This window comes from Luteibacter sp. P1_D3, assembly GCF_056406135.1.
In genome coordinates this window covers 1-23,425 of the sequence record NZ_JBFUAT010000007.1, presented here as the reverse complement: position 1 = coordinate 23,425, position 23,425 = coordinate 1, and the positions used below count along the sequence as shown (strand labels likewise).

General features: G+C 62.8%; 19 protein-coding genes. 10 read left to right on the top strand and 9 right to left on the bottom strand.

What is annotated here, in order from left to right:
* The first annotated feature begins 10 nt into the window (after positions 1-10).
* From AC1DYM_RS06595 to AC1DYM_RS06585, 3 genes are all read left to right on the top strand, one after another.
* Positions 11-2,296, top strand: coding sequence for a DUF1631 domain-containing protein (locus AC1DYM_RS06595; RefSeq protein ID WP_477337146.1), 2,286 nt, complete (start codon positions 11-13; stop codon positions 2,294-2,296).
* Positions 2,297-2,357: 61 nt separating this feature from the next.
* A complete protein-coding gene (gene nadC / locus AC1DYM_RS06590; protein WP_477337144.1) occupies positions 2,358-3,266 on the top strand; it encodes a carboxylating nicotinate-nucleotide diphosphorylase in 909 nt (302 codons plus the stop codon).
* A gap of 4 nt (positions 3,267-3,270) precedes the next feature.
* Positions 3,271-3,666 (top strand): DUF3301 domain-containing protein, encoded by a 396-nt coding sequence (locus tag AC1DYM_RS06585; RefSeq protein WP_477337142.1) that lies wholly within the window; start codon positions 3,271-3,273, stop codon positions 3,664-3,666.
* Positions 3,667-3,783: 117 nt separating this feature from the next.
* Here the strand turns inward: AC1DYM_RS06585 and AC1DYM_RS06580 are convergent, their stop codons facing one another.
* From AC1DYM_RS06580 to petA, 5 genes are all read right to left on the bottom strand, one after another.
* Entirely contained in the window at positions 3,784-4,215 is a 432-nt protein-coding gene (locus AC1DYM_RS06580; protein ID WP_078023178.1) for a ClpXP protease specificity-enhancing factor, read from the bottom strand.
* Positions 4,216-4,271: 56 nt separating this feature from the next.
* Positions 4,272-4,916, bottom strand: coding sequence for a glutathione S-transferase N-terminal domain-containing protein (locus tag AC1DYM_RS06575; protein WP_477337140.1), 645 nt, complete (start codon positions 4,914-4,916; stop codon positions 4,272-4,274).
* A 71-nt stretch (positions 4,917-4,987) separates the two neighbouring features.
* Complete coding sequence (locus AC1DYM_RS06570; protein WP_477337138.1) at positions 4,988-5,743, bottom strand: cytochrome c1; 756 nt, start codon at positions 5,741-5,743, stop codon at positions 4,988-4,990.
* Positions 5,736-7,025, bottom strand: coding sequence for a cytochrome b (locus AC1DYM_RS06565; protein ID WP_477337135.1), 1,290 nt, complete (start codon positions 7,023-7,025; stop codon positions 5,736-5,738). The genes AC1DYM_RS06570 and AC1DYM_RS06565 overlap by 8 nt, the downstream gene beginning before the upstream one ends.
* Entirely contained in the window at positions 7,025-7,624 is a 600-nt protein-coding gene (gene petA, locus AC1DYM_RS06560) for a ubiquinol-cytochrome c reductase iron-sulfur subunit (RefSeq protein WP_046966416.1), read from the bottom strand. Before petA ends, AC1DYM_RS06565 begins: the two co-directional genes overlap by 1 nt.
* A 195-nt stretch (positions 7,625-7,819) precedes the next feature.
* Between petA and AC1DYM_RS06555 the strand changes: the two genes are divergently transcribed.
* Positions 7,820-9,007 carry a S1C family serine protease gene (locus AC1DYM_RS06555; protein ID WP_477337133.1) on the top strand — a complete coding sequence of 396 codons (1,188 nt, stop codon included), beginning with the start codon at positions 7,820-7,822 and terminating at the stop codon, positions 9,005-9,007.
* A gap of 83 nt (positions 9,008-9,090) precedes the next feature.
* On the opposite strand, the gene AC1DYM_RS06550 is transcribed toward AC1DYM_RS06555, so the two are convergent.
* Positions 9,091-10,326 (bottom strand): lytic transglycosylase domain-containing protein, encoded by a 1,236-nt coding sequence (locus AC1DYM_RS06550; RefSeq protein ID WP_477337131.1) that lies wholly within the window; start codon positions 10,324-10,326, stop codon positions 9,091-9,093.
* Between the two features lie 158 nt (positions 10,327-10,484).
* Here AC1DYM_RS06550 and miaB point away from each other — a divergent pair, with 158 nt between their 5' ends.
* From miaB to AC1DYM_RS06520, 6 genes are all read left to right on the top strand, one after another.
* Entirely contained in the window at positions 10,485-11,834 is a 1,350-nt protein-coding gene (gene miaB, locus AC1DYM_RS06545) for a tRNA (N6-isopentenyl adenosine(37)-C2)-methylthiotransferase MiaB (RefSeq protein WP_046966414.1), read from the top strand.
* Positions 11,835-11,839: 5 nt separating this feature from the next.
* Entirely contained in the window at positions 11,840-12,817 is a 978-nt protein-coding gene (locus AC1DYM_RS06540; RefSeq protein ID WP_477337128.1) for a PhoH family protein, read from the top strand.
* Positions 12,814-13,281 (top strand): rRNA maturation RNase YbeY, encoded by a 468-nt coding sequence (gene ybeY, locus AC1DYM_RS06535; RefSeq protein WP_046966412.1) that lies wholly within the window; start codon positions 12,814-12,816, stop codon positions 13,279-13,281. The genes AC1DYM_RS06540 and ybeY overlap by 4 nt, the downstream gene beginning before the upstream one ends.
* A 156-nt stretch (positions 13,282-13,437) precedes the next feature.
* Positions 13,438-14,307 carry an HlyC/CorC family transporter gene (locus AC1DYM_RS06530; protein WP_477337126.1) on the top strand — a complete coding sequence of 290 codons (870 nt, stop codon included), beginning with the start codon at positions 13,438-13,440 and terminating at the stop codon, positions 14,305-14,307.
* A gap of 76 nt (positions 14,308-14,383) precedes the next feature.
* On the top strand, positions 14,384-15,592 hold the full coding sequence (locus tag AC1DYM_RS06525; RefSeq protein ID WP_477337124.1) for a lipoprotein N-acyltransferase Lnb domain-containing protein: 1,209 nt from the start codon (positions 14,384-14,386) through the stop codon (positions 15,590-15,592).
* A gap of 53 nt (positions 15,593-15,645) precedes the next feature.
* Positions 15,646-16,671, top strand: coding sequence for a magnesium and cobalt transport protein CorA (locus AC1DYM_RS06520; protein ID WP_477337122.1), 1,026 nt, complete (start codon positions 15,646-15,648; stop codon positions 16,669-16,671).
* Positions 16,672-16,817: 146 nt separating this feature from the next.
* Here AC1DYM_RS06520 and AC1DYM_RS06515 read toward each other — a convergent pair whose 3' ends face one another.
* The 3 genes from AC1DYM_RS06515 to AC1DYM_RS06505 all read right to left on the bottom strand — a co-directional run.
* Positions 16,818-17,144 (bottom strand): hypothetical protein, encoded by a 327-nt coding sequence (locus AC1DYM_RS06515; RefSeq protein WP_477337120.1) that lies wholly within the window; start codon positions 17,142-17,144, stop codon positions 16,818-16,820.
* Positions 17,145-17,374: 230 nt separating this feature from the next.
* Complete coding sequence (locus AC1DYM_RS06510) at positions 17,375-21,841, bottom strand: RHS repeat-associated core domain-containing protein (RefSeq protein ID WP_477337118.1); 4,467 nt, start codon at positions 21,839-21,841, stop codon at positions 17,375-17,377.
* Positions 21,842-21,869: 28 nt separating this feature from the next.
* Positions 21,870-23,425: hypothetical protein (locus AC1DYM_RS06505; protein ID WP_477337116.1), on the bottom strand; the 1,556-nt coding region annotated here is incomplete at its 5' end.

Here is a 23,425-nt window from a genome sequence, read left to right as displayed (position 1 = left end):
GAGAAGCGTGATGACCAACGCGAGCGAGCCGTCCAACGTTGTCGACCTGAGTCAGCGCCTCGACCCGCGCAGTGAGCGCGTGGGCGCGCTCCTGGTCACGGTTCGTGGCCTGGCCACCAAGCGCCTGCACGCGCTGGCGACGAACATGTTCGAGAACATCGACGACGCCCTGTTCGACCTCGCCGAGAAGGCGGAGAACAACGCCGCGCAGACCCAGTTCTTCGATGGCATGCGCGAGGTCCGCAAGAAACGCGCGATCGTCGAGCGAACCTTCCTCGGCCAGGTCGCCCGCGATCTGGCCGATTTTTCAGCCGGCCGTACCCGTGCTCCGAACGCCGACGGCGCCGCGCGCCCGCTCGCCAACATCGAGCTGAGCCTGGTCGGCGAGAACGAGCTGGAAGAGTCGCTCGCCATCACCAGCATGATCGGCAAGAACGAGCAGCGCCTCGCGCGCGCTCTCTTCGCCGTCAACCAGCGCCTGTCCGTGATCTGCGGCGGCACCAAGATGGACGACGCCTCCAACCCGGTCGGCCCTGCCGCCCTGGCCTCGGCGTTCCGTCAGGCCATGCGCGAGCTGATGGTCGAAGTCCGCGTCAAGCTGATCATCTATAAGCTGTTCGATCGCTACGTGCTCGCCGGCATCGACGAACTCTACGACGACATCAACAACGAACTGGCAGCTGCGGGCGTACTCCCGCAGCTGCGCCACGAGATTTCCACCCGTCGCAGCGATGCGCCGGCGCCCATCGGCCCGGGCACCACGGCGGTCGCGCCGCCGCAGGTCGCTGCCAGCGCACCGGTGACCGATGTCGCCGCGGCCGAGTTCATGCAGTCCCTGCACGCCTTGTTTTCGGCACGGCGCGACAGCGCCTCGATGGTCATGGGCGCAACGACCTCGGCACCGGTCCAGACGGGCCCGTTGCCCAGCGCAGCCGAGTTGCTAGGCGCCCTGACCCTGCTGCAGAGCCAGATCGCCAGCCTGCCGTCGCATGCGACACCACTGGTCACCCAGGCCGATGTCACCCGTGACGTCGCTCACCTGAAGGAGCAGCTGCTCGCGCAGATCGGCCAGCTCCGCGGCCAGCACACCTCGCACGTGTCCGGCGTCGACGAAGACACGATCGACCTGGTCGGCATGCTCTTCGAGTTCATCCTCGAAGACCACAACCTGCCGGCCGAGATGCAGGTGCTGCTCGCACGCCTGCAGATTCCCTATCTCAAGGTCGCCCTGCTCGATCGCCGCATGTTTGCGCATAAGTCGCATCCTGCGCGGCAGTTGCTCGATGCCCTCGCGGATGCCGCCAAGGGCTGGTCGGCGGAAGCCGACCGCGATGGCCGCCTGTTCGACAAGGTCAAGTCGATCGTCGAGCGACTGCTGCACGACTTCGACGACGACGTGGTCATCTTCACGCGTCTGGCCAGCGAACTGCAGGAGTTCCTCGACGTCAGCCGCAAGCGTGCCGAACTGGCCGAACAGCGCGTCGCCGAATCCACCCGCGGCCGCGAAAAGCTGGAGCAGGCGCGTCGCCGCGCGGCCTCGGAAATCGTCACCCGCATCGGCGGTGCCGCACTGCCGCCGCTGATCTATGGCGTGCTGACCCGTGCCTGGGCGAACTATATCGTGCTCACCCTGCTCCGCCAGGGCGACGAATCCCCCGAGTTCCGCGAGTCGCTGCGCTTCATCGATGACTTCATCGCCAGCGCCCGCCCGGTATACGACCTCAACGGTCGTCGCGACCTGCGCTCGCTGCTGCCCGGGATCGAACGATCGCTGCGTCGAGGCCTCGCCTCAGTGGCCTTCCAGGAAGGCGACACCGAACAGTTGCTCGGCCAGCTGCATGCTTTCTATCGTCAGCAACTTGGCGAGTCCACGCCTGAGACGGAGTCGGGCACGCTCGTCTCCAGCGTCATGCCGCTGCCGGAATCCATCCAGGCGATCGAAGAGCCCACGCTCGAACCGGAGCCGGATGACGAGACCGAAGCCCTGATGGACGAAGCCTTCGACGAGCGTAATCTCGCCCAGGCACGCGACCTCAAGGTCGGCCAGTGGCTCGAGTTCACGTCCGAGGACGGCACGACGGATCGCGCCAAGCTGTCGTGGGTCAGCCCGATCAGCGGCCGCTTCCTGTTCGTCAATCGCCGCGGCCTCAAGGTCGCCGATCACAGCCTTGCCGGCCTCGCCCAGGCCTTTGCCAACGGCACGGCGCGCCTGCTCGATTCCTCGCTGCTGTTCGACCGCGCCATGGATGCGATCGTCGAGCGCCTGCGCCAGCCGGAAGCCACGCCCCCGGCGTGACTCCCCAGGAACGGAAGGCCGCGCTAAGGTAGCGGCCTTCCTTCATGGACAGCCCGACACGATGAGCTCTCCCGATACGCGCCACCTCGTCGATGCCCTGCCGCCGGCCAGCGAGATCCTTGCCGATGTGCAGCGCGCCTTTGCCGAAGACATCGGCCCCGGCGACGCGACGGCCGACCTGCTCGACGCCGGCGCCGCCGCCACCGCGGTCCTCACCTGCCGCGAAGACGCCGTGCTTTGCGGCGCGGCCTGGTTTGAAACCGCCTTCCGCCAGCTCGATCCCGACGTGCGCATCGAATGGCTCGTCCACGATGGCGACCGCATGCCCGCCGGCGCCACCGTCTGCCGTCTCGCCGGCAACGCGCGCGCGCTGGTGACGGCCGAGCGCACGGCACTCAACTTCCTCCAGCTTCTCTCCGCCACGGCGACCGTGACCTCGCGCTACGCCGATGCCATTGCGGGAACGCGGACACGCGTCCTGGACACCCGCAAGACCCTGCCCGGCCTGCGGCGTGCACAAAAATACGCCGTGCTTTGCGGCGGCGGCACGAACCACCGCATCGGCCTGTTCGACGCGATGATGCTGAAGGAAAACCACATCATCGCCGCCGGCGGTATTCCGGCCGCAGTCGCGTCGGCGCGGCGGATCCACCCGACACTCCCCCTCATCGTCGAGGTGGAAAATCTGGACGAGCTGGCGCAGGTCCTCGACGCCGGCGCCGACCGGGCACTGCTGGACAACTTCACACCGGCGATGCTTTCCGAGGCCGTGGCCTTTACCGCCGGTCGGATGCCGCTCGAGGTCTCCGGCAACGTCGAGATCGATACGATCCGGGCAATTGCCGAGACCGGCGTGGATTTCATTTCCAGTGGAGCACTGACGAAGAACGTGCGCGCGATCGATCTTTCGTTGCGGTTGGATGTGAAGCACGAGGGGGCTTGTGGTCCTGCCGACGCGGCCACACACTGACCCCATGGCTTCCTTCTCCGATCTGTTCTGGCTCATGGCCCTGGCTGCTGGTATCGCCAGTTGGTATCGGTTGACGCGTGCCCGCGAGGTAGCGGTTCGGGCCGCCGCCTCGCTGACCAAGCGACACGGTCTCCAGTTGCTCGACCAGAGCGTGGGCCTGCGCTCCATCCGCCTCCAGGGCGTGGACGGCGTACGGCGCCTGGAGCGCTGCTACGTCTTTGAGGTCAGCGAAGACGGCCAGTCGCGGGAAATGGCACGGCTGTGGATGGCCGGGAACGACGTAGTGAGTTTTTCGCTGCCGATGAGTGGTTCGCCGGCCCTGGAAACTGTCGTCGCGACCGACTCGATCGTGCACGGGGCGAACGTGATTTCGCTGGCCGACCGGCGGCGGCTGCACTGACCGCTGAGCTCCCTTGCTCGGTAGGAGCCGATTTATCGGCGATGGGGTTCGCGACACGGTTAAGGATCGCCGATGAATCGGCTCCTACAAAAACCAAACCGCCTTTCGGCGGTTTTTTTATTTGACGACGCGGAGGTGCGGGGCGCCTCGCTTGGGGCGGTCATCGTCACCACCGGCGGACGGCGCGGGGGCTTCAGCCTCGTCGGCGGCTTCGACGCCGTCGGTGGGCAGGGTTTCGTTTTCGTCGGCCGGGAACATCATGCCCTGGCCGTTTTCCTGCGCGTAGAGCGCCAGGACGGCGTGCATCGGGATAACGATGGACTGGCTCACGCCGGAGAAGCGCGCCTGGAAGGCAATGCGGTCGTTACCGAGGTCGAGGTGCGCGACGGCGCGCATGGCGAGGTTGAGGACGACCTGGCCGTTCTTCACGACATGGGCCGGGACCTTCACGCCAGGCTGCGCCGCGTCCACGAGTACGTACGGGGTCAGGCCGTTGTCGCTGATCCAGTCGTAGATGGCGCGCAGCAGATAAGGGCGATTGGAGGTCATGCCCGAGCTTTCGTTCGTATCCATGCGCACAGTTTACGGGATACGCGGTAACGAGGCTAACCGGGCGCGAAATTGAAGTCCGGGCGCATGTTGCGCTCTTCGGGCGTGAGACTGCGGGCGAAGCCCTGGCTGTGGAACAGGCGCTCGCCGTAATCGACGACCGGCTTGCCCTCCTTGCCCAGATCCACGCCCAGATGCTGCAGGCGCCAGACCACCGGGGCGACCAGGCAGTCGATCAGGCTCATTTCCGGGTTCAGGAAGAACCGCGACGCGCGGAACAGCGGCACCGCTTGCAGCAGGTGCTCGCGCAACCGGCGGCGGGCACCGTCGGCGGTCTTGCCGCCCTCCCCGATCGCTTCGATCTCGGGCAGCCAGTCGTTCTCGATGCGCCAGGTGGCCAGGCGCAGGCGTGCCCGGGACAGCGGATCGATCGGCATCAGGGGCGGGTGCGGATAGCGTTCGTCGAGGTACTCGACGACGATCATCGGGTCGTAGACGGTCAGGTCGCGATCGACCAGGGTCGGCAGCGTGCCATAGGGATTCAACTCGAGCAGGTCAGAGGTGGGCTGGTCCGACTTCAGGATGATCCGGTCGTACGCCACGCCCTTGGCCGCCAGCACCAGCCGCGTGCGGTGGCAGTGGATGTCATCGGCGCTGGTGTACAGCGTCAAAGCCGTTCGCGAACGAGCATTCTGGACCATGCGTGCGAGCCCTCTCCCTGCCGCCATGAAACAAACGGGGCGGCCGGTCAGGCCGCCCCGAGGGACATCATTCAGTGGTTCTCGTGAACGTCTTTCCAGTACTCATGCTTCACCAGGTACAGCAGGAAGGTGAGCAAGGCCAGGAACAGGACGACCCACACGCCGACCGACTGCCGTTCGAGCGCGGCCGGCTCGGCCGTGTACTCGAGGAAGGTGGCCAGATCGCGGGTGGCGCCCTTGAACTCTTCCGGGGTCAGGCGACCCGGCTGGGAGAGTTCGAGCTTCTCCACCACCGACTCCTGGCCCGGCTTGGCTTCGGAATGCACGGCGACCTGCAGCCCCTGCAGCTCCCACAAGGGGTTCGGCATGGAAGCGTTCGGGAAGACCGTGTTGTTCCAGCCGACCGGACGGCTCGGATCGAGGTAGAACGAGTTCAGGTAATTGAAGATGAAGTCCACGCCCTTGGCGCGCGCTTCGAGCGAGAGATCCGGCGGATCCTTGCCGAACCAGGTCTTCGCCGAGTCGGCCGGCATGTGCGAGATCACCGGTTCGCCGAACTTCGCGCCGGTGAAGTTGAGGTTGGTCATCACCTCTTCTTCGCTCAGGCCCAGGTCGCTGGCCAGGCGCGAATAGCGCACGTACTTCAGCGAGTGGCAGCCGACGCAGTAGTTGAAGAACAGCTTGGCACCGCGTTGCAGCGAGGCCCGGTCATTCACGTTAGTGCCAGCGGAGGGCAGCCCCTCACCGCCTTCGGCTGCGAAGGCGGGGATGGTGGCGACGACGAGGCCCAGCGCCAGGGCCATGGCGGATAGATAGCGCTTAATCATGCATCGTCACCCGTTCCGGAACCGGCTTGGTCTTCTCGAAGCCAAAATGCGTGTAGACCCAGATGAAGACGAAAAACCCGAAGTAGGCCAGCGTCATGACGCGACCGAAGGCGTTCTCGATCGTGGTCGCGTCCGCACCCGGGAACCACTCGGGAATCAGCTCGGCAGTGACGCCGGCGCCGACCGCACCCAGGGACAGGAAGGAAATCACCAGCACGGCGAGGGCGATGCGATAGCCCATGCCGCGGAAGCGCACCGAGCGGACTTCGCCGCGATCCAACCATGGCAACAGGGCCAGCATGAGGATCGAGCCGAACATGCCGATCACGCCCCAGATGGCCGTGCCGAAGAACGACGGGATCATGCGCAGGATCGCGTAGAACGGCGTGAAGTACCACGACGGCTTGATGTGGGTCGGCGTCACGAGATTGTTAGCCGGCGTGAAGTTGTCGTGCTCGAGGAACCAGCCACCGAAGGTCGGCGCGAAGAAGATGATGAACGCCGCGATCAGCAGGAAGAAGCCCACGCCGACCAGATCCTTCACCGTGTAGTACGGGTGGAACGGAATCGCGTCGATGGGCTTGCTGGCATCCCAGCGATTACCCTTCGGACCGTGCTTCACGTCGACGCCGTCCGGGTTGTTCGAACCCACTTCGTGCAGTGCGGCCAGGTGCAGCACGACCAGGAGCAGGAGCACCAGCGGCAGTGCGATCACGTGCAGCGCGAAGAAGCGGTTGAGCGTGGCGTCGGCGGGCAGGAAGTCGCCCATGATCCACTCCACCAGGCCAGGGCCGATGTAGGGAATGGTGCCGAACAGCGAGATGATGACCTTCGCGCCCCAGAAGGACATGTTGCCCCACGGCAGCACGTAGCCCATGAAGGCTTCGGCCATGAGGACCAGGAAGATCAGCATGCCGAGGATCCACACCAGCTCGCGCGGACGCTTGAACGAGCCGTACATGATCCCGCGGAACATGTGCAGGWASACCACCACGAAGAACAGCGAGGCGCCCGTGGAGTGCATGTAGCGGATCAGCCAGCCCCASKSCACGTCRCGCATGATGTAYTCGACCGAGTTGAACGCTTCCAGCGCACTCGTCTTGTAGTTCATGGTCAGGAAGATGCCGGTCACAATCTGGTTCACGAGGACCAGGATCGCCAGCGAGCCGAAGTAGTACCAAAGATTGAAGTTCTTCGGCGCGTAGTACTCGGTCATGTGTTTGCGGAACGTGGGCGCCAGGTTCGGCGCGCGTTCGTTGACCCAATCAAATAGGTTAGCCATCAGCCGGCCTCCTTCGGATCGACACCGATCTGGATGTGCGTGTCGTCCACGAAGTGGTACGGCGGCACGGGGAGGTTCTTCGGTGCGGGCACGCCACTGAACACACGGCCGGAGAGGTCGTAGCGCGACTTATGGCAGGGGCAGTAGAAACCACCCTTCCAGTTCGCGTCGAACGGCTCGGGCTTGATGTCCGGGACGAAGTCGGGAACGCAGCCCAGATGAGTGCACAGGCCGATGACGACCAGCCACTCGGGCTTGATGGAACGCGTTTCGTTGGTCGCGTACTTCGGCTGCTGTTCGGCGTTGGAAGACTGCGGATCCAGCAGGCGGGGCTCGAGGCCCTTCAGCTGGGCCAGCTGGTCCGTGGTGCGGTTGACCACGAAAACCGGAAGGCTACGCCATGCGAACGTGACCTTCTGGCCCGCATCGATGGCACTGATATCGACCGTGACGGGCGCTCCTGCCGCCTTTGCCCTTGCACTTGGTTCCCACGACTTAATGAAGGGCACGACCGCCGCGACCACTCCCACACCACCTACGACTGCTGTCGTAACGGTAAGGAAGCGACGGCGCCCGTGATCGACGACTTCGTTCGCCATCAGGCTCTCCGGAACTTTGCCATTGAGGTTGCGGACCCCTATCGCCGGTTCTTTCGGAAATCGGCTTCCGCAAATCGCGTCAGTGTAACGTCAGCACTAGCGACGTACAATAAACTGGACGCCACCCTATCCCATAAGGGGCAAGGGGTGCCATGGGCACGGCGATGCGACGACGACAGGATCCCTCGTTCTTAGATGAAACACGCCGCCCGCACGCTCGCTTTCATTGCCCGCTTCGTCGTGCTCGGCCTTGCCGTGGCCTTCATCATCGGCCTCTTCTGGCCCGGTAGCGGCGCCTTTCTTCGCCAGCGTTTCACCGCGCCAGCCGGCATCACGGCGACCACTACGGGCGACTCGCCCGCCTCGGGGCCGGTCTCGTATGCGGACGCCGTGGCCAAGGCTGCGCCCTCGGTGGTCAACATCTACGCCAATAAGATGGTCACCGAGCAGCCGCGCCAGCTGTACTCGGATCCGGTGCTGCAGCGCATTTTCAGCGTGCCCACCGGGCCGGCACGGACACGGCGCCAGCAGAACCTTRGCTCGGGGGTGATCGTCAGCGACGATGGTTACGTTTTGACCAACAACCACGTGATCGCCAACGCCGACGACATCCAGCTGCTGCTCTACGACGGCCGCGTGGCCAAGGCACGCGTGGTCGGCTCCGACGACGAGACCGACCTGGCCGTGCTCAAGGTGGACGCCGGCAACCTGCCCGCCATCCACATGACCGAGGCCGATCGCCGTCCGCGGGTGGGCGATGTGGTGCTCGCTATCGGCAATCCCTTCGGCATCGGCCAGACCGTCACCATGGGTATCGTCAGCGCCATCGGCCGCCAGCTCAATCTGTCCAGCCTGGAGAACTTCATCCAGACGGACGCCGCGATCAACTTCGGCAACTCGGGCGGCGCCCTGGTCAACGCCCATGGCGACCTGGTCGGCATCAATACCTCGCTGATCGGCCAAGCCGTCGGCGCCGAAGGCATCGGCTTCGCCATCCCGGTGGCCAGCGCCCGTAACGTGCTCGACCAGATCGTCCAGACCGGCCACGTGGTGCGTGGGTGGATCGGCGCCGACTACGGCGTGCTTCCCATCTCGGCCGACAGTGGCCTGCCCTCCGCCGCGCGTGGCGTGGTGGTCAACGACGTCTCGCCCGGCGGCCCCGCCGCCATCGCCGGCATCCAGCAGCGCGACGTCCTGCTGAAGATCGGCGGTGAAGACATCCTCGATCCCTCGGACCTACGCCGGCGCGAGGCGTCCTTCAAACCGGGCACGGCGATCGAAGTCTCAGGCTTGCGCAGTGGCGCGCCTTTCACCAGCACGATCACCCCGAGCCAGCGCCCACCCACGGCACCCATGCAGGCATTGCAAGGCGCGCCCAGGTAGGAGCCGATTTATCGGCGAACCCTAACTGTGTCGCGAGCACCGCATCGCCGATAAATCGGCTCCTACCAAGGCTGCGCTAGCGGCTAGCTGCCGCGCGACGCCAGGGGCACGTTCGTACCCGGCCGGCTCTTCAACGTCTCGCCATAGCGCTTGCGTAGCTGGCCGACGCGTTCGACGTACACCTGGGTTTCGTCATACGGCGGCACGCCGTTGTACTTCTGCACCGCACCCGGGCCCGCGTTATACGCGGCCGCAGCGAGGCGTTCGTTACCGTTGAAGTTCTTCAGCAACAACGCGAGATACCGCGCGCCGCCTCGAATGTTCTGGTTCGCATCGAAGGCGTCCAGCACACCCATGTCCCGCGCGGTGCCGGGGATCAGCTGCATCAGGCCCTGCGCGCCGGCAACCGAAAGCGCCCGCGGATTGAACGCACTTTCCGCGTGGATGATCGCGCGTAGCAGCGCCTCGTCCACGCCGAACTCGTTGCTGGCCGAGCTGATGGCATCGCCGTACGCGCTGATGTTGAGCGCGACGCTGTTCCAGTCGATCTTCGAATGCACGTCGCAGGCGGCGCAGGTGGCGATGTAGGTGAAGAGCATCTTGATGCTCTGCCCTTTCTGGCCGCTGGCCGCCTGGGGAATGTTGGTGTACTCGACACCGCCATCCGCACGGGTGATGCGGTAGACGGCACCGCGGAGCACGCGCGAGCCCTTGGGTTGCTCGGGCGCAGGCATCGAAGCGAGGTCCGTGGAGGCGGACTCGCGGTAGTCCCACGTGCCCCTAGGGGCCTTGATGGCAGGCGCTGCGTTGGCCGCAGCGGCTGTGGCGCCCACGGGAAGACCCGGTGTCGCGACGGCATCGGCCACTGTGACCGGATTGGCGGCGGTCACGCGGGCGGGACCGAGAGCTTTCGCCGTCGTGGTGACGGAACTCTCCACGGTCAGGCCGGACGTTACCGGGTCATCGTTTCGCCCGGGCGCCAGGACCACACTGCCGATCACGCCCTTCAGCGAAGGCGCTGCCTCGACCGCCTGGAAAGCGGGAGCCGCCGCCACAGGAAGCGCGATCGGCCGGGCCGGTCGCGCCGGCGCCATGTTGGCCAGCCGCTTGCAGTCCTTGTAGCCGGTCGTCGTTCCGGCGAACACCGTTTCACCGGTGCTGCCGACACATCTATATAGGGCGCCCGCAGAAGCCGGTCCGGCGAGCAGACCCGAAAGCAGCACGACAACGCCCGCGACCCTTCGCAGGGCCGTCCGGGAGAGCAGAAAACGGCAGGCGCGATGGCCGGCGCTTTCCCCTGGCATCGCGTCGTGAGCCATGGGCGCGAGTGTGCCCCAGCACCCCTGCCCTGCCAAGGGCCAATAACGTGATCTTCCTCACGCAAGTCATTGATCCGCCGAACCCTGTGGCAAGGTGGGTGGTGGCGGCGTAAACTGCGCGGTTCGGTAACTCCCCACGAATCACGGTACCCCGGCCCATGAGCGGCAAGCTTTTCATCAAGACCCACGGCTGCCAGATGAACGAGTACGACTCGGCCAAGATGGCTGACGTCCTGCTCGCATCGCACGGTCTCGAGCTGACCCAGGACGAAGCGGAAGCTGACGTCATCCTGGTCAACACCTGTTCGATCCGCGAAAAGGCCCAGGAAAAAGTCTTCAGCCAGCTCGGCCGCTGGAAGGCCCACAAGGCCGGCGGCAAGCCGGTGCTGATCGGTGTGGGTGGCTGCGTCGCCTCGCAGGAAGGCGATGCCATCCTCAAGCGCGCGCCCTATGTGGACCTCGTGTTCGGCCCGCAGACCCTGCACCGTTTGCCGGAAATGATCGAAGCCCAGCGGGCCAGCGGCAAGTCGCAGGTGGACATCAGCTTCCCGGAGATCGAGAAGTTCGACAGCCTGCCCGAGCCGCGCGCCGAGGGCCCGACCGCCTTCGTCTCGATCATGGAGGGCTGCTCGAAGTACTGCTCCTACTGCGTCGTGCCCTATACGCGCGGCGAAGAAATCAGCCGTCCGTTCGACGACGTCATCGTCGAAGTGGCCCAGCTCGCCGAGCAAGGCGTGCGTGAGGTCAACCTGCTTGGCCAGAACGTCAACGCCTATCGCGGCCCCATGCACGACGGCGACATGGCCGATCTCTCGGTACTGATCCACGCCATCGCGCAGATCGAAGGCATCGGCCGGATCCGCTTCACCACCTCGCATCCGCTGGAGTTCTCCGACTCGCTGATCGAGGCCTACGCCAACGTGCCGCAGCTGGCCAACTACCTGCACCTGCCCGTGCAGGCCGGCTCGGACCGGATCCTCTCGGCCATGAAGCGCGGCTACACGGCGATCGAGTTCAAGCAGAAGATCCGCAAGCTGCGCGCCGTGCGTCCGGATATCTGTGTCTCGTCGGACTTCATCGTCGGTTTCCCCGGCGAGTCGGACGACGACTTCGAAAAGACCATGAAGCTGATCGACGATATCGGTTTCGACCAGAGCTTCTCCTTCATCTTCTCCTCGCGCCCCGGTACACCGGCCGCCAACCTCGCCGACGACACGCCGGCCGAGGTCAAGCAGGCGCGCCTCGCGCGTTTGCAGGCCGCGATCAACGAGAATGCCCGTAAGATCAACGAAGCCATGGTCGGCAGCGTGCAGCGCGTACTGGTCGAAAAGCCCAGCCGCCGGAACGCCAGCGAGATGTCGGGACGCACCGAGAACATGCGCTACGTGAACTTCCCAGGCCATGCACGGATGATCGGCCAGTTCGTCGACGTGGTGATCACCGAGGCGATGTCGAACTCCCTGCGCGGCCGTGTCCGCCTCGACGAAGAGGTCGCCCTCGCCTCGTGAATGCCATGAGCCAGCTCATCCAGCGTGACTTCTCCCTCGAGCCCGAGGACAACATCCGCCTTGCCAACGTCTGCGGTCCGCTCGATGAGCACATCCGCCAGATCGAGCTGCGCCTGGGTGTCGAGATCGATCACCGCGGCAGCACGTTCCGCGTGATCGGCGACGAGCTCACCGCGCGCGCCGGCGAGAAGGTGCTGCGCGCGCTGTACGCCGCCGCCGAACACGAAACCCTCAACGGCCAGATCATCAACCTGCACCTCGCCGAGTCCGGCATCGACGCACTGGCCGACCAGGCCGCGGAGTCGACGCAGGAAGTGGTGATCAAGGTGAAGCGCGGCGTGATCAAGGGCCGTGGCCCGAACCAGGCCCGCTACCTGCACGCGATCACCAGCCACGACATCAACTTCGGCGTGGGTCCGGCCGGCACCGGCAAGACCTACCTCGCCGTCGCCAGTGCCATCGAGGCGCTGGAGAACAACCGCGTGCAGCGCGTGCTGCTGGTGCGCCCGGCCGTGGAAGCCGGCGAAAAGCTCGGCTTCCTGCCCGGTGACCTCAGCCAGAAGATCGATCCCTACCTGCGCCCGCTGTACGACGCCCTGTACGAGATGGTCGGCTTCGAGAAAGTCGCCAAGCTGATCGAGCGCAACGTGATCGAGATCGCGCCGCTCGCCTATATGCGCGGCCGCACGCTCAACGATTCCTACGTGATCCTCGACGAAGCGCAGAACACCACCGTCGAACAGATGAAGATGTTCCTGACCCGCATCGGCTTCGGCTCGGTCGCGGTGATCACGGGCGACGTCTCGCAGGTGGATCTGCCGCGCAATATCCGCTCGGGCCTGCGTCATGCCGTCGAAGTGTTGCGCGGCGTGGACGGCATCAGTTTTACCTTCTTCACCTCGCGCGACGTGGTACGCCACCCGCTCGTGGCCAAGATCGTCCGCGCCTACGAGGCCTTCGAGCAGAAGGACGAAGCCCGTTGAGCAAGCTGGACGTCGCCGTCGGCTATGCCGCGCCGCGCAAAGGCGTGCCAGCCTCGGCCAGCTTCCGGCGCTGGATCGAGGCCGCGCTGAAGGGCGCGAAGCGCCGCAAGGCCACCGAAGTCTCCGTTCGCATCGTGGACACCGAGGAAGGCCAGGCGCTGAACCTGCAGTACCGCGGTCGCGATTACGCCACCAACGTGCTCTCGTTCCCGGTCGAGCTACCGCCCGGCGTCGACCTGCCACTCATCGGCGACCTGGTCATCTGCGCTCCCGTGGTGGCCCGCGAAGCCGCCGAGCAGGGCAAGAAACCGGCCGACCACTGGGCCCATCTGACCATCCACGGCACCCTGCACCTGCTGGGCTACGACCACATCGACGAGGCCGAAGCCGAGACGATGGAGGCGCTGGAGACCAAGGTCCTGGCGGGTCTGGGGATCTCCGATCCCTACCTGGCTCCTCTGTAGGAGCCGATTCATCGGCGATCCCGCGGCAGCGGGCCAGGTTTCGGCCAGCGCCCGATCGCCGATGAATCGGCTCCCACCAAGCGATCCGGCCTGAACCGTCACAAAAATTCCGCTAGACTGCTCATTCCGCCCATTCGGGCCGAATATCAAAGAGTAATGAACGAGGACCCTGGCAGTACCAACGGCCCTACACACCGATCCTGGTGGGACCGTCTGGGCCACATGTTTTCCGGCGAGCCACGCAACCGCGACGAACTGATCGAGGAACTGCGTACCGCCCAGGCCAACGGCCTGCTTTCCAACGACACCCTGACCATGGTCRAGGGTGCGATCAAGGTCACCGAACTCAGCGTCGACGACGTCATGGTCCCCCGGGCCCAGATCGTCAGCCTGCCTGTCGATGCGCCACTGGCCGAGATCATGGCCGCCGTCGTCGAATCCGGTCACTCCCGTTTCCCCGTGCATGGCGAGGACAAGGACGAAGTCCTTGGCATCCTGCTGGCCAAAGACCTGCTGAAGTACTTCGGCCAGGATGAAGCCGGCGATGTACGCGCCCTGCTCCGCCCCGCCGTGCTGATCCCCGAGTCGATGCGCCTGAACGTGCTGCTGGCGGAGTTCCGCCTCACGCGTAACCACATGGCCCTGGTGGTGGATGAATACGGCGGCGTCGCCGGCCTGATCACCATCGAGGACGTGCTCGAGCAGATCGTCGGCGAGATCGACGACGAGCACGACGACGAGGAAGATCCCATCCTCGCCACCCAGCTCGACGAAGGCGTGTTCGCGGTCAGCGCGCTCACCCCCATCGCCGACTTCAACGAGGTGGCCGGTGCGCACTTCTCCGATGAAGAGTTCGACACCATCGGCGGCATGATCACCTCCGAGTTCGGCCACCTGCCGAGCGTGGGCGAGGAGATCACCATGGGCGACTTCGTCTTCCGCGTCACCGAAGCCGACGATCGCCGCGTCCTGCATTTCCACGTCACCCGCGTCAGCGGCAACGGCGGCGCCAGCAACGGCGCCTGATACCGACGCCGGCCCGCAAGGCCGGCGGCTCGCCTTCCCTTCAAGCCATGCCTGCGGGCAAGGACCACGCCCCACGATGCGCTACGCCCTGTTCCTGTTGATCGCCCTGTGTTTCGTTCCGGCAGCCCATGCGGGCATCGTCGATGCCCCGGCGGCCAACCTCGAAATCTCGCTGATGACGTACGGGCCCGGCGACATCTACTGGGAGCGTTTCGGCCACGATGCGCTGGAAGTCCGCGACACCGTGAGCGGCGAAGCCATCGCGTTCAATTACGGCGTGTTCGACTTCGACCAGAAGGGCTTCATCCTCAATTTCGCGCGCGGCATCATGGCTTACCGCATGGACGCCGAGACCACGCAGTCCGATGTCGAGTTCTACTCGGGCGAAGGTCGCTACGTGCGCCGCCAGCGACTGGCGTTGGATAACGACCAGAAAGACAGCCTGCGCCGCTTCCTGCTGTGGAACGTGCAACCGGCCAACGCCGGCTACAACTACGACTACTACGCCGACAACTGCACCACGCGCGTACGCGATGCGCTGGACGGCGCGCTAGGTGGTGCGCTGAGCCGCCAGTTACGTGAGCGACCCGGTGGCATGACCTTCCGCGAGCAGACGGCACGCCTGATGAGCAACCAGGCCTGGCTGATGCTGGGTATGGACCTTGGCCTCGGCCCCTATGCCGACCAGCCGATGACCGCCTGGAAGGAAGCCTTCCTGCCGATGGTGCTCGAAGACGAGCTCCGTCACGTCCGCATCGGGGACGGCGCCGACGCGCGGCCGCTGGTCGATCAGGAAGACACGCTGGCGCAGAACAAACTCGATCCGCCGCCGGAGCTGGCACCCGACCTGCGCTGGCCGCTGCTGATCGCCGGCCTGCTGTGGGCGATTCCGCTTGCCCTGCCCGCTTTCACCCGGCACCGCGTTGCTCGCGGCGTCTTCGTCGCTGCCGCCGCTCTGTTCGCCGTGTTCGCCGGACTGGCTGGCCTGTTCATGCTCGGCCTGTGGACGCTGACCCTGCACCGATCCGCTTGGGGCAACTTCAATCTGCTGGCTTACCAGCCTTTTGCGCTGTTGCTGATTCCGGGTATCTGGGGTCTACGCAGAGCGGGTCGGCCCATGGGCCGCACGGCGCCGCGCGTCGCCGCGATATCGTTTGCTGCCTGCGTGATCGGCCTGCTGCTGCACCTGTGGCCCGACTTCCCGCAGCGCAACATGCCGTGGCTGTTGCTTGCCCTGCCGTGCTGGGCCGCGCTATTCGCAAGTTTTTGCCGTAAGCACGACTGATCGCCTCAATCGCTGAGATTGCCCCGTCACATTTGGGGCGGCATCATGCCGCCATGGCATCTGTCTCGATTCTCCCCGAACCCGTCGCTCCGCCCGTTTCCAACGGCGGCATGGTCGTCAACTGCGTCGCCTACCGTAACGATGGGTGTCGCATCGGCGACATCACCATCGACGCGATCAGCGACGTGCTCAAGGAGCCCGACACCTTCGTCTGGGTCGGCCTGCACGAGCCCGACGAAGCGCTGCTGCTGAAGCTGCAGGAAGAATTCAACCTGCACGACCTCGCCATCGAGGACGCCCAGCTCGCCCACCAGCGTACCAAGATCGAGACCTACGGCGACTCGCTCTTCATCGTGGCGCAGACGGCGCAGCTCGTCGGTGGCAACATCGCCTTTGGTGAAACGCAGATCTTTGTCGGACAGCGTTACTTCGTCACGGTGCGCCATGGCGCCTCGCTGTCGTATGCGCCGGCGCGGCGTAGTTGCGAGCAATCGCCCGAATTGCTCGGCATGGGGCCGAGTTACGCGCTGTATGCCGTACTCGATTTCATCGTCGATAACTTCCTGCCTATCGTGCGCGACTTCCGGCAGGAACTGCATGAACTCGAGAACGATATCTTCGCCGAGACGTACAACCGGCAGACGATCAAGCGGCTGTACGACATGCAGCGTGAGTTGATGACCTTGCGCCTGGCGGTCGTGCCGCTGCAGGACATCGTGGCCCAGCTGACGCGGCTGCATCCGCATCTGATTCACGACGAGCTGCGGGCGTATTTCCGCGATATTTACGATCACGTGTTTCGGGTGAACGAGTCGATTTCCGCGATGCGGGAGATGCTTGGGGCGGCTATCAGTGTGAACCTGGCTCTCGTTACCTTTGGACAGAACGAGGTGATGAAGAAGCTGGCCGGTTGGGCCGCCATGCTCGCCGCGCCGACACTGATTACCAGCTGGTACGGCATGAACTTCGCGCATATGCCGGAGTTGCAGCAGCCTTGGGCTTATCCAGCTATCACCTGTTTGGTGGCGTGTGTGGTAGGCATCATCTTCATCGCTCTAAAGCGCAACAAGTGGTTCTAAAATCTTCTGGCCTTAAGGAGATGCTGCCCTTGTAGGAGCCGATTCATCGGCGATGGGTGCTGGCGAAAACACACGGAATTCTCTTCTGGAGCAGCCACAGCGGAACGCCAATATCCGAGAGAAAAATTAGAGATCACGGTACATGGCTAACTTAGGGCGTCGAAATACGGCTCTCCCGTTTCAAAGAAAAAGTGGTACTTACGACTGAGCCCACGCAGATAAGGATCGATATCGGTAGCCAAGGCTAACGCTTGAATAGCATCGGCTCCGTACACCGATATCACTTCCATCGACAGGCCATCGAATTCGATATCGCAGCCGGCCGCTCCCTCGTCAAAAGCAAAGCCAACGGAACCTTGGACAAGAAGATACGGACCCACAATGCGAACTGTGAGGTTTCTCTTTTCCGATTCCCCGATAGGCAAATAAAGCAAGCGACGGCTCGCGATCGTCCGCCTTTGAACGTCATTCACTACTCGCACCCCTACATTGCCGATACGCTCCCTACAACGACATCCTGCTGCAGGATCAAGGCAAAAGTCCAGGAGTCGTGAGACACGTATCGCCTCGTCTCTACACCCAGAAAAGGCACACTTCTTATACGCGTCAACGGGGCAGCCCAACGAAGCTCGATGCCACCATCGCGGAGATTTCTCGTGCAGTATTCAGAGCCTCCGACCATCTTTTAGGAAGTGCGGCCTTGTCAAAGCGCGGGCGGCCGGATGTCGGGCCCCTTGGGAAGCTGCGTGCAGCCGAAACAACGAATCTCGACCTTCACGCTACGATCTTCCGTGCCGCGCATGCCGCCATGCAGGTGACTACCCTCATGCGCAATGGTCGACGCAAGGTCGCAGCACACCGTGTAATCGAAGGCCGACGGTGCCAGCTCGATCACCTCCGAAAAGAAAGGTACGGTATAACCGCAAGTAGGCAGCGCTGGTGAAAGCACGTAATGCGCATTAGCGATTGACTTCGCAACCCTGTCTATATCCCGGTGATCGAGGCCGTTGCAGTCTGTGAGGTCGCAGTCCCTGAGCCGCTTCTCCGCCAGATCGATGCCACCCCTGATAAGGCCCTCCTGAGAGGGCTGGAAACCGGAGAAGGTTGCCAAGCCCAGCGGATCAACATTGGAGACGGGATCCGATGCTGCGTAAACGTAGGGATTGAGATCCGAAGCCTGTCCCAAGGGATCCGTTTGCGAATAACGACCAGTCGTTGGGTCGTAGGATCGAAAAACGTTGTACACCAGACCCAAGGAACTTCCAGCAGTTTGCCCGGGAAACCGAGCGCCGTAGCGCAGCGCGCCGATAGAAGACGGATCATTCTCTGCCTCACCAACGCCGAACGCGTCGTGCACCCAGCGCCAACGAAGCCGCCCCTGAATATCGTACAAAGCGAACGGGGCGCCGATCACATCGGCATAGACAGAAAACGATTCGCGAACGCCAGTCGGCGAGGTACGGACAACCGCGACAGGCAAGCTCCCTGCGAAAACGGTCTCCATGAATTCGCCCGACTCAACCCGCTGCGAGATCAACCGGTGTGAGAAATCGTAGGCGAACCGTACGACGCCATCAGGTCCAGACAACCACACACGACGCCCTAGTCCATCGCTCTTATAGGCCTCGCCAACAACACCATTCGTTGAACTGAGCCGCCCCGAATCGTCGTAAGAAAGCAATAATTCGCCGTTTGAAGTCATTGCTCCTATGCCGTCGTATGCAAACGTCGAAGTCGCCGAAGCATCCCTAACTGTGGATATCCTATGCGAATAAGGCGCGTAGTCGTACGCAAGGACAGCGCTATTGATCGATGACCGCTTGCGATCGCCTCCAAGGCTGTAAATATATGAGCCCTGGACCCGCGCCGACATTTCATCAGTCAACCGACCGACGGCGTCATAGGCGTAAACGCTGGCTGCTTCGGCTTGGGCGCCAGATCCGAGGGACACATTTACCGGCCGCCCTGACAGGTCAGTGTCGCGTTTTATCGAAAAGCCACCGACCGTCGTGAACCCAATCAAATTACCTGGCGCTCCGTAACGAGCATTCGAGAACAGAATGTCCGAGCCAGCCGTAATCRCATTCAGGTTTCCATCCTGATCGTAGGTATATGAAAGCTCGAGACCACTCGGGTACGTCATCTTCCTGAGACGGCCAAGGGAATACTGATAGCCAACATCCATCACCGGACTGCCGTCGACCACTCCCACCTCATCGACGACTCGACCCAGGACGTCATATGAATACGACGTACTTACGCCGGTCTTCGATATGGACTTGACTTGACCAGTCTCAAGACCCGCGCCAGCGTAGACAAACTTGGTAGATTCCGTCGTCGAGGTTCCTGAGCCCACATCGTCAGAGGTTACTCTACCGAGGCCGTCGTACGAGATGTGTTCTGTGCGCCCACTTGAATCGCTCCTCGAAACCCTGTTTCCAGCACTATCAAAGGCATCATGAATGTCATCTCCAGCGGAATTGGACATTCGCGTCCGGTGACCAGCCGCGTCGTACTCGTACGACGTTGTGACACCGTCCTGATCGACGACGGAGGCCAGGAGATCTTCAGAGTTGTACTTGAAAGTAACGATTCCACCGTTCGCATCGACGACCGAAGTCCGCCTCCCGAGCGTGTCGTACGCGTAACGCCTCATGTGCCCCAACGGGCTAATGACTGCGGCCAGGCCGCCAAAACCGTCATATGAATAATAGGTGGTGTTTCCATAGGCGTCCGCAGTCTGGGAGAGCGACCCATCACCAAGAAAAGTCGACCGACCCAGCAGCCGAAGCACACCGGAGCCATCGGTGAACGACGCTTCGGTCCTGTTGCCAACCCCGTCCAGCAAGAACGATGCAAAAGCACCCGATGGGTACTTTTGGCCGGTCAGCCGGCCTGCAGCGTCTCGCGTGTAGGTTTTCGACGTGCCATCGGGATAAGTTGTCGACATCGGCCGTCCTGCAGGATCGAAGCCATACTTTGTGGTCTGCTCGGCATCCGTACCCAAGGCAGACGTAGAACTTATGAGGCGACCTCTCTCATCGTAGGTCCAAGTGCTCACCGTGCCATTGGGCAAGACCTCACGTAACAGGTGCCCACTCGAGTCATACGACGCGTATGTCGTCTTTTGACCGACGGCGTCCGTTTCCACCTTGACACTCCCCCGGCAACCAGAACAAGGATCGGAGTCGGCGTAGTACTCGTACGACTTGGTGTCTGAAACGTTTGTCAACGGGCCGTCTTCGAGAGTGACGCGTCCATGAGCGTCCACGTCGTATGACGTTGTGCTGTCGATTCCTCCTGACGATCGCGTATAGCTACTCACCGCGCCATTGGGCGTGTATGTCCAGCTTTCGGTCCAGGATGGCTCGCCATTCGCCTCATGCAGAATGCGAGATCGTTTTCGCAGCGCGACATTCCATTCTGTTGAAGTCTGCCGTGTATCTGCTGTCGTAGCCCCCGCCACATCCAATCCTTCGACGCGCGACGCCTCAAGATTCGATCCAGCTAAATAGGTGAACTTCGTGGTGGTGCCCCGACTGTCCTGGGTCTGAACGACGTTTCCGTCGGAATCATAAGTTGTCGTGCTCTCGCGCGCGGAACAGCCAGGGCAAACTACCTTCTCACCAACACGGCGATTCACGCCATTTATAGGTTCAAAGCGAGTCGTCGTGGCTGACCCATCCCCGGCGATGTACGTGGTTGATGCGGCGCCATAAGAGAACGATTCGTCGAGAACGCCGCCGGCGCGACTCGCCGATGCCCGCCAGTTCCCGTCGTACGCGAACTCTGTCCGCATTCCGCCTTCATCGACCAGAGCCGTCATCAGTGAGGGCTGTGCTGCAACCGAGTACTCATACTTTCGCTGTGTCCCATCGGGATAAGACACGGAAGACATCCGCCCTGCGTCGTCGTACCCGTAGGTCACAAGTCTGCCATCAGGCAGCGTTGCCCCCGTGAGTCGCCCGGCTGTATATGAGAAACCGATCGATCGACCGAAGCTGTCCTGCACCAAGCCGAGTAGCCCTTGATCATCGTATGCAAGCAATGTCTCGTCGCCGGATGGTGATGCGATCGAGACGATCTGGCCCAACGTATTAAAGTGATCCTTGTAGCCGTTACCACGCAGTCGCATCCACGTTCCATCGTTGCCACGCTGCAGCCTATCTCCGGAACCGTCACTACCGAGTTGCGCGCCCGTCCCGTCAAAGGCACTGATGGCTCCGGTAGGTTCTACGATCGACACAACCGTGCCGCCAACGGTGACCTCTTCATACAGGCGAATGTCAAAACTCGTGCGCCAGAAGTCGGTGTAAGCCGCGACACTCGTGTTAGCAGACGATGCTGGGCGATAAAATCCGAACGAATAGTAGTAGCGACTCAGCCCCAAGCCGGTCGCGTTTCCAAACTCATAGTCCTTCTCGCGCTGCACGCGCGCGCCGCTGGCGACTTCCACCGGATCACCCACGCACTTCGGACACGGCCGCAATCTATAGCAATCAATGGACTTATCGGGCCGGGTACGCTGGTCATAACCTATGGGGCAAACGACCCCCCTATCGCGTCTGACAACGATCGTACCGGACCATGGCGTGCTGCACGTCCCATCGGAAGCGGTAAAGTGGCCAGAGTACGTTCGCTCACGCCTGTCCAGGACGTTGATGCCGTTGACCGACATCGGATCGACGGACCAGCAGCCGGGGTCATGTTCAGGTTTTTTTCCCCAGCCGGAATCGACGACCGTCGTCTTGTCGCAAGTTGGATTGCCAACCTTTTTATCCGGGATCGTGTAGGTAAGAGATTCCTGGTCGACCGCCTGCCCCATGTTGCCGAGGACATGCGCCGGCAAATTGTCGCAACCGGCTCCCCCGTCGGGACCGGTCCCCGGCGTGCCACCAGCGGCAATGCACCACTTCACATCGTTGCTGGTGTACAGGCTTCCATCACACATGGAATACGTATAGCCCTCCGGATTGTCACCACGGTCTGGCTTCTTTATTTCCACCTGCGTACAGATCGCCGTACCTCCGTACTGTGGACACTCATTTGCCTTGCAACTTGCGTCGACCCCAGGGCCGCCCTCCCATTTACAGAGGCCGCTATCCGCCTCGGCCCGATGACTGAACATCGCCACGAAGGCTAAGAAAATTAAGCATCCCAATGCTTTCACAAGACCACCCCGGCTTCCGGTTACCGAATTAGTTAATGCGACTCACGGTCACGGTTGCCGCACCTGTCGCGGCACTGGTTCCGTTACCCGAGACATAGAAATAGATATCGCGCGTGGTGTCTGCCGACAAAGGCCCTATCGTCGCGGTGCCTCCCGTGGACACGTCGCAGTAGTAGTTGTCGTAGTACGCGCATGTGCCGTCGGCGCCACGCCCACTGACACCAGCTCTGCCGGCCTTCGGCCCCAGAACCGGGTCAGTTACCGCGATGGAGAAGTGATCGCCGACTTTGCCCGACAGGGTGAAACGAACCAGGTTTCCGGGCCTGTCGACCGACAGCCTAAGCGGGACGCCAGGTGTGATGCTGCCGCCATCCACCACTTCACTTTTGATCAGCGTGGTTGCGAAGGTGTTCCCGTAACCATTCATGGATGCTGCTTCAACGGTGTAGCTGCCTGCCGTCGCACTCAGTACCGACGTGGAACATCCGCCGCTGTAGCCGCACCAGAAGTCGCGTGCCAGCGAACCGTTCGGCGCGTAGAGATTAATGATCAGGCCATCGGTATTTGCCGGAAGCACGTCTGTGGTGGCCAATGTAAAGCTCTCGCCGGCCTGAACGTCGATGATGCCCCGGGCCGTTTGCCCTTGCCGATCGGCTACCAAGGAGTCTGACCACTCCCCCGATTGCACGTGAATCGGCTTCGTATCGGAGAGGTTAATCGTGCCGGTGCCGAATGCGGCCTGATTGCCGGTACTTCCGAAGTAGACAAGCAGCTTGTACGTGCCATCCAGGCGCAACGGCGCGACGTCGTACAGCCCATGCGAGGACGAGCCAAAGCTGCAGTAGTAGTTATTGTCGRAAATGCACTCACCTGCGGGGTTCTTTCCAGTGAGGTACATGTACTGCCCGCCCGCCCCTGGAACCACGTTGTCCAGATAGAAATGCAGAAGCTGGCCAGCCGCGCCCGAGACCGAGTACCGAAGAACCTGTCCCGGTAGAGTCGTAGCCACGTTGATGGTCGAATTGATTGCCAATGGGCCGGCGTCGACGAACGGCACCCTCCACACCTTGGCAGCGAACGTCTGGGTACGTGTATCAGCTTGCTTCAGAACCAGGTGGTAGATCCCGGGGGTCGCACCCTCGAGCGTTGTCATGCAGCTTCCGTACCCCGCACCGCAGCTGAAACTCGTGAGCTGGGAATCATCGGGGCGCAACAGCTGGGCCGTGAGGTAGAACGGGCTGGGCTGGCTGTCGATATCGGTGAGGCTGACGCTGATATCCTCGCCCGGCTTGACCTCGATCGGAACACGAACCTGCTGGCCATTGATGGTCGTTGCGACATCGACGTGGTCTTCGCCAGCAGGAATCGCCGTGTCCACCGTGTCGGACAGCGTCATGTCGAGTGATCCGACAGGAGCCGTTACTCCCAGGCTCTTCAGGTAATAAAAGAGTGTGTATACGCCGTCGTAGCGCAATGGCGCGAAGTCGTAGGGAGACGTCGGGGCGCTAATGTTGCAGTAATAGTTGTTGTCAAACAGGCAGTCCCCGGCGGGGTTCTTACCGGTGATGACGTCGTACCAGGTGC

Excerpts from the sequence above, each read along its gene's own strand:
- AC1DYM_RS06520 (WP_477337122.1), top strand. The coding sequence starts at position 15,646 with ATGGCATCTGTCTCGATTCTCCCCGAACCCGTCGCTCCGCCCGTTTCC.
- petA (WP_046966416.1), bottom strand. The coding sequence starts at position 7,624 with ATGGCGAACGAAGTCGTCGATCACGGGCGCCGTCGCTTCCTTACCGTT.
- AC1DYM_RS06585 (WP_477337142.1), top strand. The coding sequence starts at position 3,271 with ATGGCTTCCTTCTCCGATCTGTTCTGGCTCATGGCCCTGGCTGCTGGT.
- AC1DYM_RS06595 (WP_477337146.1), top strand. The coding sequence starts at position 11 with ATGACCAACGCGAGCGAGCCGTCCAACGTTGTCGACCTGAGTCAGCGC.
- AC1DYM_RS06570 (WP_477337138.1), bottom strand. The coding sequence starts at position 5,743 with ATGATTAAGCGCTATCTATCCGCCATGGCCCTGGCGCTGGGCCTCGTC.
- AC1DYM_RS06580 (WP_078023178.1), bottom strand. The coding sequence starts at position 4,215 with ATGACCTCCAATCGCCCTTATCTGCTGCGCGCCATCTACGACTGGATC.
- AC1DYM_RS06550 (WP_477337131.1), bottom strand. The coding sequence starts at position 10,326 with ATGGCTCACGACGCGATGCCAGGGGAAAGCGCCGGCCATCGCGCCTGC.
- miaB (WP_046966414.1), top strand. The coding sequence starts at position 10,485 with ATGAGCGGCAAGCTTTTCATCAAGACCCACGGCTGCCAGATGAACGAG.
- nadC (WP_477337144.1), top strand. The coding sequence starts at position 2,358 with ATGAGCTCTCCCGATACGCGCCACCTCGTCGATGCCCTGCCGCCGGCC.
- AC1DYM_RS06540 (WP_477337128.1), top strand. The coding sequence starts at position 11,840 with ATGAGCCAGCTCATCCAGCGTGACTTCTCCCTCGAGCCCGAGGACAAC.
- AC1DYM_RS06575 (WP_477337140.1), bottom strand. The coding sequence starts at position 4,916 with ATGGTCCAGAATGCTCGTTCGCGAACGGCTTTGACGCTGTACACCAGC.
- AC1DYM_RS06525 (WP_477337124.1), top strand. The coding sequence starts at position 14,384 with ATGCGCTACGCCCTGTTCCTGTTGATCGCCCTGTGTTTCGTTCCGGCA.